5 protein-coding genes are annotated in these 9,178 nt (G+C 71.8%); 4 read left to right on the top strand and 1 reads right to left on the bottom strand.

Going from position 1 to position 9,178, the window contains the following annotated elements; genetic code table 11:
- The first annotated feature begins 18 nt into the window (after window positions 1–18).
- The 3 genes from ACU6XJ_RS21540 to ACU6XJ_RS21530 all read left to right on the top strand — a co-directional run bounded on the left by ACU6XJ_RS21540 (window position 19) and on the right by ACU6XJ_RS21530 (window position 6,029).
- Window positions 19–2,916 (top strand): helix-turn-helix transcriptional regulator, encoded by a 2,898-nt coding sequence (locus ACU6XJ_RS21540; protein WP_476314631.1) that lies wholly within the window; start codon window positions 19–21, stop codon window positions 2,914–2,916.
- A 114-nt stretch (window positions 2,917–3,030) separates the two neighbouring features.
- A complete protein-coding gene (locus ACU6XJ_RS21535) occupies window positions 3,031–4,554 on the top strand; it encodes a S8 family peptidase (protein WP_476314629.1) in 1,524 nt (507 codons plus the stop codon).
- 32 nt (window positions 4,555–4,586) lie between these two features.
- A complete protein-coding gene (locus tag ACU6XJ_RS21530) occupies window positions 4,587–6,029 on the top strand; it encodes a trypsin-like serine protease (protein WP_476314626.1) in 1,443 nt (480 codons plus the stop codon).
- 70 nt (window positions 6,030–6,099) lie between these two features.
- Here ACU6XJ_RS21530 and helR read toward each other — a convergent pair whose 3' ends face one another.
- Window positions 6,100–8,295, bottom strand: coding sequence for an RNA polymerase recycling motor ATPase HelR (gene helR, locus ACU6XJ_RS21525; RefSeq protein WP_476314623.1), 2,196 nt, complete (start codon window positions 8,293–8,295; stop codon window positions 6,100–6,102).
- 243 nt (window positions 8,296–8,538) lie between these two features.
- Between helR and ACU6XJ_RS21520 the strand changes: the two genes are divergently transcribed.
- A complete protein-coding gene (locus ACU6XJ_RS21520; RefSeq protein ID WP_476314620.1) occupies window positions 8,539–9,135 on the top strand; it encodes a bifunctional 4-hydroxy-2-oxoglutarate aldolase/2-dehydro-3-deoxy-phosphogluconate aldolase in 597 nt (198 codons plus the stop codon).
- Window positions 9,136–9,178 lie beyond the last annotated feature (43 nt).

The following is a 9,178-nucleotide window of genomic DNA, read 5'->3' as shown; positions in this document are numbered from 1 at the left end:
TGCTCAACCCTTGAATTCATGCGGGATATCGGAACTTCCCAATCGGCTCGGCTGGAGCGCGGGATATTCGTCCGGCAGGCGGCGTCGGAGTTCGTCGGCCGGGACGCCGAGTTGGCGACGCTGCTCGCGGCGGCCCGCTGGGCGCCGTCGGTGGTCACCCTGGAGGGCGAGGCGGGCGTCGGCAAAAGCCGCCTGATCGCCGAACTGGCATGCGCGCTGGAGGGTGAGCAGTGGGTCGCGGTGCGGCACTGCACCCCGTCCTGTGAGGCCTTCCCGTTCGGGGTGCTGCTGGATCTCCTCGGCTCCTACCCGCACCCCTTCGGTCCGCTGCCCGCCGCCGCGGGCGTGCTGCGACCGCACGCACCCGAACTGGCCGACCGGCTCCCACCCGAACCTCCCCCGGCCGACCCGGCGCAACGGCGCGGACGTCTCTTCTGTGCCGTGCGCGACCTCGTCCACGCCGTGGGGCGGACGACGCTGGTGTTGGAGGACATCCAGTGGGCCGACGAGCACACCCTCGCCCTGCTGGCCTGCCTGGCGGCGAACCCGCCACCGCGGCTGTCGCTGATCCTGACCTACCGCCCGGTCGAACTGCACGCGGCGGGTCCGCTCGCCCGCAGCTGCCGGTCGCTCTGGCGGGCGAGCACCACCAACCTTCGGCTAGCGGGCCTGGACGCCGCGCAGGTGCGCGCGATGGTCGACGCCGCGACCGGGACGCGGAAGACCTCCGCGGAGTTCGCCGAAGTGCTGTGGCGACACACGGCGGGGCTGCCGTTCCTGATCGAGGAGGCCGTGGCGGGGCTGCGTGATCCGGCGGCGCCCGCAGGCACCGACGAGGACGCGGCGCGGCGGCTGCTGGCCGAGTCGCCGCTGTCCCCGCGGGTACGGGACGCCGCGGCCGAATGGATGGCGGCGCTGTCCGGCGGCGCCGCGGCACTGGCCAAGGCCGCCGCCGTGCTGGACCGCCCCGCGGCGCCCGAGTTGCTGTCGGTGATCGCCGCGGAGGCGGAACCGTTCAGGCCACGGGAACTCGTCGACAGGGCGGTGTTCACCGACGCCGGGGGCCGCTGCGCGTACCGCTGTCCGATGATGCGGCGGGCCGTGTACGAGTCGCTGCCCGGACCCGAACGCGGCGCGCTGCACGGACGCGCACTGCGGGCGTTGGCGGGCACCGGCGAGGTGCCGACGGTTGAACTGGTCCGGCACGCCAAACTGTCGGGGTCGCCGCGGGAGTGGCTGCGTTACGGGGAGCGCGCCGCGCGGGAGGCCTACGCCGCGGGCGCGGACGCGACGGGCACGGACCTGTTGTGCGAGTTGGTCGCCGAGCCGTCGCTGCCCGCCGAGGACGCCGCTCGGCTGATCGGCACCCTGTGCCGGGAGACGCTGCACGGCAGGCAGCACGACAAGGTGATCGGCGTCTTCGAGCGGTTCCTCGCCGACCCGGCGCTCCCCGAGCGGACCCGCGCCCAGATCGGGACCGGGCTCGGGCTGCTGCTGATCCGCAGACCCGGCGAACTGGTCCACAGCAGCGAGCGGATCTCCTCCACCCTGCACGCCACCGGCAATGCGGACGAGGCGTGGAACCTGCGCGGCCTGGCCGCGCTCGGCATGCCCTACCTCGGGGTGCGCTCCGCCGCGGAGTGCAGGCGGTGGCTGGCGGAGGTGGAGTCGCATATCGGTCGCCTGCCGCCGGGCACCGCCCGCACCACGCTGCTGGCCAGCACCGTCCAGTCCCGACTCGTCATCGGCGACGCGAACCTGGAGGCCGCCCTCGCGGCGCTGCCCGCGCGGGTGCCCACCCGGGACCGCGAACACGCCGCCCAGCTGGCCAGGGCGCAGTGCAACCTGGCCGACGCCTGCGCGTGGATGGGTCACTACCGCCCGGCCCGCGACCTGCTGCGCGCAGGCCTCCGGCAGGCCGGGGTGGCCGCGCCCTACCTCCGGCCCGTCGGCGGAGCCACCGAGGTCCGCCTGGACTGGATGGCGGGCGCCTGGCAGGGCTTGGACCAGCGCATCCAGGACCTCCTCGACGGCCATCCGTACTCGCTTCCGGTGGCCACCGAACTGCGGCTGGTGCAGGGCTGGCTGGCGCTGGCCCGAGGCGACCACGGCCGCGCCGAGCGGAGCCTGCTGGCCACCGGCATGTCCGATCCGGAAACCGCGGTCGCGCCGACCGCCATCGCCGCCCTCGGCGCCATGGTCATGCTGCGCCTGGAGCAGGGCGAGGTGGCCGCGGCCTGCGAGCACGCCGACCGGGGCGTGGCCCTGCTGCGGCGGCAGGTGTGGGGGTGGGCCGGTCACCTTGTGCCGCAGGCGGTCGAGGCCTACGTCGCCGCGGGCCGCACGGCGGAAGGGCGGGCGCTGGTCGAGGATCTGTCGGCGGGGCTGCGGGGCTTGGACGCGCCGTTCCCGCGTGCCGCGCTGGCCGCCGCCCACGCGGAGTTGGCGCTGGGTACCGATCCTGCCGCGGCGCCGCGGCTGTTCGAGGCCGCCGCCGCGGAATACGAGTCGCTGGCGTTGCCCTACCTCGCCGCCCAGCTGGCCGAACGCGCGGTCCGGGCGGGTTCCGGCTCGGCGCGGGAGCGGTTCCTGCGGTTGGCGGCCGTGTACGAGGACTTGGGCGCCTCCAAGGCGGCGGCGCGGTGCAGGCATGTGCTGCGCAGTACCGGCGGCACCGTCGGATCGCGGCGCGGCAGGCGCGGCTACGGGAATCGGCTTTCCCCGCGCGAGGCCGATATCGCCCGTTTGGTGGCAGGCGGGCAGACCAACCAGGAGATCGCGCGGACGCTGTTCCTGTCCCGCCGCACGGTGGAGGACCACGTGGCGAGCGTGCTGCGCAAACTCGGCGTCCGGTCCCGGATCGAGCTGGCCCGGAGCGGGTTCGCGCTCGCCGATCCCGAGTCGAAGGCGCCCTGAGCACAGGCGAATACCTACGGTTTCCACGGTTGTTCGGCCCTCTCGCCGGACCGGATAGTGCGCATCGACCGGCGTCCCTGCGCCTGGTCACCACTGGAGTGAAGGAGACATCAGATGCGCACGACGCGCTTAGGCGGAGTGCTCTCCGCCGCCGCGGTCGCCCTGCTCGCCGTCTGGGGTACACCGGCGGCCGCGGCACCCCAGGAAGGGCCCGTTGTCCAAGCCCGACAGCACATCCCCGGCCAGTACATCGTGGCCCTGCACGACATCCCGTCGAGGGCGGACGCCGCCGGGCTGGCCCAGCGTTACGGCGGCACGGTCACCGACGTGTTCCGGGTGAGCTTCGGCGGCTTCGCGGTCCGCGGACTGTCCGAGACGCAGGCCCGCAAGCTCGCCGCCGACCCGGCCGTCAAGTCGGTCCAGGAGGACGGCACCGCACGCGCCGCGGGCGAGCAGCCCAACCCGCCGTCCTGGGGGCTTGACCAGGTCGACCAGCAGACCAAGACGCTGGACAAGCTGTACAAGTACCCCAACACCGCCGACAACATCAACGCCTACATCATCGACTCCGGCGTGAACAAATCGCACAGCGAGTTCGAGGACCGCGCGAGCTACGGCTACGACTTCGTGGACAACGACCCCGACGCGAGCGACTGCTTCTGGCACGGCACCCACGTCGCGGGCACCGTCGCGGGCAAGACCGTGGGCGTGGCCAAGAAGGCCAAGGTCATCGCGGTGCGCACGCTGGGCTGCGGCGGGTCGGCGCCCGACTCGGCGACCGTCAGCGGCCTGGAGTGGGTGGCGGCCAACGGCAAGCTGCCCGCCGTGGTCAACCTGAGCCTCGGCATGGACGTCCTCGGCGTCGGCGACGAGCAGGTCAAGGCGCTGGTGGCCAAGGGCTTCGTGGTCGTCGTCGCGGCGGGCAACAACGGCTCGGATGCCTGCCAAACCAGCCCGGCGAGGGTGCCCGAGGCGATCACCGTCGGCTGGATCAACCAGGGCGGCAGCCGCAGCGGCAACTACGGCACCTGCCTCGACCTGTTCGCCCCTGGCGGCAACATCTACTCCGCCGACCACACCGGCGCCTTCCGCACCGGCAGCGGCACCTCGATGGCATCCCCGCACGCGGCGGGCGCCGCGGCGCTGTACCTGGCGGCCAACGCAGGCGCCACGCCGCAGCAGGTCTCCGACGCGCTCGTAAAGAACGCCACCCCCAACCTGGTCACCAACGCGGGCAGCGGTTCGCCGAACAAGCTGCTCTACACCGGGTTCATCGGCGGTTCGACGCCGACGAAGTGCGGTGAGCGCGCCAATGACCAGGACCACCCGATCGCCGACCTGGGCTCGGTGACCTCCGCGGTCGAGCAGAGCGGTTGTGAGGGCAAGGCACCGTCGAAGCTGGCGGTGCGGGTCGACATCGACCACAGCTACCCGGGTGACCTCACGATCGACCTGATCGGCCCCAGCGGCAAGAAATTCTCCCTGCGGCAGGCCAAGCCCGCCTCGGGCTCCGGGCTGCACGAGACCTTCACGGTGGACGCCTCCGGTGAGGACGCCAACGGCAAGTGGCAGCTACAGGTCACCGACTCGTACAAGCACGACACCGGCACCCTCACCAACTGGTCCGCCACCTTCTGAAACCCCCACTCCCCTGCACCGAAGGAAAAGCCATGAACCTGAAAAGGCTGCTGTCCGCATGCCTTCTCGCGGCCGCGACGGTCTCCGCACCCGCGGCGGCCGCTGCCCCTGATGTCAGCATCGCGGCCACCCCCACCGACCAACTCCGCCCCAATCTGGCGGGCGGCCAGGTCGTCAACGGCCAGAAGACCACCGTCAAGGAGAACCCGTCGGTCATCGCGGGCATCCGAGCGGGCGGCGGCGGTCCGCAGGGCCAGTCCTGCACCGCCTCCGTGGTGGGCAAGCGCAAGATCATCACCGCCGCGCACTGCATGATCGACGTCGGCGGCGCCAAGAGCTACATCTACGGCGACGACGACCTGAACACCGCTGGCGACGAAACGTTCCGCACCAAGGTCGCCTCGTTCAAGCCCCACCCCAAGTACGGCGGGTCCGGCGGCTGGCAGACCGGCTACGACGTCGCGGTGATCACCACCGAGGACGATCTGCCGGTGCCGCAGGACAAGTGGGCCAAGGTCGCCGGGTCCGGTGACTCGGCGCTGACCCAGCCGGGCAAGAGCGGCATCGCCCTCGGCTACGGCCGCACGTCCTCGGGCGGCGGCTCCGGCGTGCTGTACAAGACCACGCTGCCGGTCAACGACGCCAACAACTGCCAGGTGTTCAACATCAGGGTCAACCCCGAACTGATGGTGTGCATCGGCTACAACGACGGCCGCACCGGCACCTGCACCGGCGACAGCGGCGGCCCGTACACCGTCGACGGCGTGATCGTTGGCGTGGTGTCCTGGGGCTCCAGCGGCTGCGACCGTTACAGCATCATGGCCCGGCTGACCAATGAGATGGGCGACTGGGCCAAGGGCGAGATCGGCGGCACGCCGCCCGGTGACGGCAAGTTCGCCGTCGCCATGTCCCCCGCGTCGGGCAAGGTGGAGCCGGGCAAGCACGTCTCCACCACCGTCACCACCACCGCGGGCACCGACGGTGCGGAGAAGCTGGAACTGGCGGCCAAGTCCCTGCCCGCAGGGGCGAGCGCCACGTTCCAGCCCGCCGCGGTGAACTCCGGCGAGTCGGCCAAGTTCACCGTGGAGACCACGGCGGACACCCCGAAGGGCTCGCACCGGATCACCGTGGAGGCCAAGGGCGCGTCGGGGACCAAGACCGCCGAGTTCACCCTGACGGTCGGCGGGTCCACCGACGGTCCCCAACCCGCCGCCGCTCCCGGATCGGCGACGGTGGCACGTGGTGCCGGCGTGACGGCGGCGATCACCGTGGCTGGCGGAACCGGTGCCAGCAGGCTCTCGGCCACCGGTCTGCGGATGGAGCCGATGTTCATGCCCGCGTCGGTGGAACCGGGCGGCACCTCGCAGATGACGATCATGGCGCCGTTCGAGGCGGGCACCTACCCGATGGTGATCACCGCGACGGACTCGGCTGGCAACACCGGAACCACCGAGTTCGTACTGACCGTGACCTAGCGGAACGCCGGTCACGGCAGGCGGTGCGGTCGGACACGAGGGGTCCGACCGCACCGCCGTGTGCGGCACGCTACGCCCGATTCCCCGCGTGGACAGGTGTCCCGACCTCGGCCAGTCCGGTCAGGGCCTGCGGCAGTGGACCCTGGTGCAGGACGCCGAGACGTTGGGTGGCGCGGGTGAGTGCGACGTATAGCTCGGCCGCGCCGCGTGGGCCGTCGGCGAGGATTCGTTCCGGTTCCACCACCAGGACGGCGTCGAACTCCAGGCCCTTCGTTTCCGACGCGGGCACCGCCCCTGGCACACCCGGCGGCCCGATCACGACGCTGGTGCCTTCCCGACCAGCCTCGTCCCGGACGAATTCCTCGATGGCGGCGGACAGTTCGTCCTCGGTGACCCGCCTGGACCAGGGCTGGACACCGCACGCGCGGACCGACTCCGGTGGCTGAACCCCGGGTGCGAACTCGGCCAGCAGTGCGGCGGCGACGGTCATGATCTCCGCCGGGGTGCGGTAGTTCACCGTCAGCGACCGGTAGACCCAGCGGCCGGGCACGTACGGCTCCAGCATGGTCGCCCACGAGGTCGCGCCTGCCTCCGACCGGCGTTGGGCGAGGTCGCCGACCACGGTGAACGACCGGGCGGGGCAGCGCCGCATCAGCACCCGCCAGTCCATTTCGGACAGCTCCTGCGCCTCGTCGACGACCACATGCCGGTACGTCCAGTCCCGGTCCGCGGCGGCCCGTTCGGCGAGTTCACGGGTGTCCTGCTCGAGGAACCGCTCCGCCAGGTCCTCGGCGTAGAGCAGGTCCGTGGCGTACAGGTGATCCTCGTCGTCCATCGAGTCCTGCCGGCCGACGAGGCTGTTCAGCACGCTTTCGGCGTACTCCGCCTCGGCCGTCCGCTGCCGCTCGGCGGCCTGGTCGGCGGGCTTGTCGGGGCCCAGCAGGTCGATCAGTTCGTCAAGCAGCGGCACATCCGACACCGTCCACGCGTCACCATCGGCGCGCAGCAGCGCCTCGTCCGCGCCCGCCGCGCGCAGCCGGTCAGGACACGTGTACAGCGACGCCAGCAGGGTTTGCGGCGTGAGCACCGGCCAGAGTTCGTCCAGCGCGGCGATGAACCGGTCGTCGTCCGCGAGTTGCCCGAGCAGGTCCTTGCGCATCTGCTCCCACGCCGGGCGGTCCTCCCGGCTCAGCCAGCCCCGGCCGATCCGGGCCATCGCCCGCTCGGTGAGCACATAGGTGACGATCTCGGTGAACACCTTGCGCGCCTCGTTGTGCGGGAGACCGCTGTCGCGTGCCTCCTGCCTGGCCCACGCCGCCGTCTCGGCGTCGATCCGCACCGTGACACCCGCCAGCCCGATCGGCAACGGCTCCTCGGGCAGCCGCTGCCGGTCGGCGACCGCCGCCGCGAGCACGTCGAGGATCTTCAACGAGCCCTTGATCCGCGCCGCTTCCGGCGTGTCCTCGGCGGTGACGTGGAGGCCCGGCACGAGGTCGCCGGTGGTCATGAACACCACGTCGGACTCGCCGAGCGAGGGCAGCACGCGGCCGATGTGGTTCAGGAACGCCGGGTTGGGCCCGACCACGAGCACGCCGTGACGTTCCATCCGCTCCCGCTGGGTATAGAGCAGGTACGCGACGCGGTGCAGCGCCACCACCGTCTTGCCGGTGCCGGGGCCGCCCTCGATCACCAGCACCCCGGGGTGGTCGAGCCGGACGATCGCGTCCTGCTCGGACTGGATGGTCGCCACGATGTCGCGCATGCCCTCACCGCGCGGCGCGTTGACCGCCGCCAGCAGCGCGGCGTCCCCCCGCTCCCCGCCACCGGGGCGGCCGAGCACCTCGTCGGTGAAGTCGACCACCTGACGCCCTCGGGTGTGGAACTGGCGACGCCGCCGCATGTTCTCCGGCGTCGCGGCGGTGGCGACGTAGAAGGCGCGCGACGCGGGCGCCCGCCAGTCCAGCAGCAGTGGTTCGTAGTCGTTCTCCTCGTCGAAGATGCCGATCCGGCCGATGTAGGAATGCTCTCCCGAAAGGGCGTCCAACCGGCCGAAACACAGCCCGTTGTCCGCGACGTGCAGCCGCTTCAGCTCGCGCGCCAGCGCGCGCACCTCGACATCCCGTTCCACGGCGGTCCCGCCGTTTCCGCGCAACGCCGCGCGGTACTTGCCCGTCACCCGCGCACGCTCGGCATCCAGCCGCGTGTAGAGCCCGGCCACATAGCCGCGCTCGGACCGCAGTTCGTCCTCATACCCCTGAGTTGGCACAACCCCCCACTTCCACCGCTTTCAACCTCGGCCGGCGATTCTGCGGCACAACCGGGGTCTTGCCGCAAGCCCCCCGGTGCGCTATATGTTCATAGTGGAAGGAGTGGGTTTCCTCCTTACGCTACTCGCGGCGACCCCGGCAGGCTCTCAGCCACGGTAAGGCGCCGATCCCGATCCGTTCATCACTGTGACACCGCCGCCTACGCTGCCAGAGACCGCGTAATCGATGTCACGGGAGCTGGGATGGCGGAACCGGGTTTTGACGAGATCTTCGGCGACTGCCGGGTGATGGCGATCCTGCGCGGCTTCAGCACCGAGCGCACCGTCGAACTGGCCAATGTGGCCTGGGACCTCGGCATCGCCGCGGTGGAGATCCCCATCCCACACGAGCAGGCCGTCGAGGCCCTGGCCGCGACGGTGGCGGCTGGTCGGAGCCGGGGCAAGACCGTGGGCGCCGGGACGATCACCACCGCCGAGCGCCTGCGGACGGTCATCGACGCGGGCGCGGTCTACACCGTGGCGCCGGGACTCGACCCGGCCATCGCGGAGGCATCGCGGGCGGCGGGGCTCGCGCACCTGCCGGGCGTGGCCACCGCCACCGAGATCCAGGCCGCGCAGCGTCTCGGACTGACCTGGCTCAAGGCCTTCCCCGCCATCGCGCTCGGGCCGCAGTGGTTCTCGGCGGTGCGTGGGCCGTTCCCCGAGGTCCGCTTCGTGGCCACCGGAGGTCTGGACGCCAACACCGCGCCGGACTTCCTGAGCGCGGGCGTGTCCGTGGTGGCCGTCGGTTCCGCCCTGGACGATCCCGAGCAGCTACCGGTACTGGCCTCGCTGCTGTAGCCCTTCCGGGAACGCCGGACCGGCGTGCGTGGCCGACCACCCG

The organism is Actinorectispora metalli (assembly GCF_056323685.1).
Note: the sequence above shows the minus strand (reverse complement) of the source record. Positions and strands in the feature narration are given on the sequence as shown.

Bases quoted from the DNA above. Each gene is read 5' to 3' on its own strand.
- ACU6XJ_RS21540 (WP_476314631.1), top strand. From the start codon at position 19: ATGCGGGATATCGGAACTTCCCAATCGGCTCGGCTGGAGCGCGGGATA.
- ACU6XJ_RS21530 (WP_476314626.1), top strand. From the start codon at position 4,587: ATGAACCTGAAAAGGCTGCTGTCCGCATGCCTTCTCGCGGCCGCGACG.
- ACU6XJ_RS21520 (WP_476314620.1), top strand. From the start codon at position 8,539: ATGGCGGAACCGGGTTTTGACGAGATCTTCGGCGACTGCCGGGTGATG.
- ACU6XJ_RS21535 (WP_476314629.1), top strand. From the start codon at position 3,031: ATGCGCACGACGCGCTTAGGCGGAGTGCTCTCCGCCGCCGCGGTCGCC.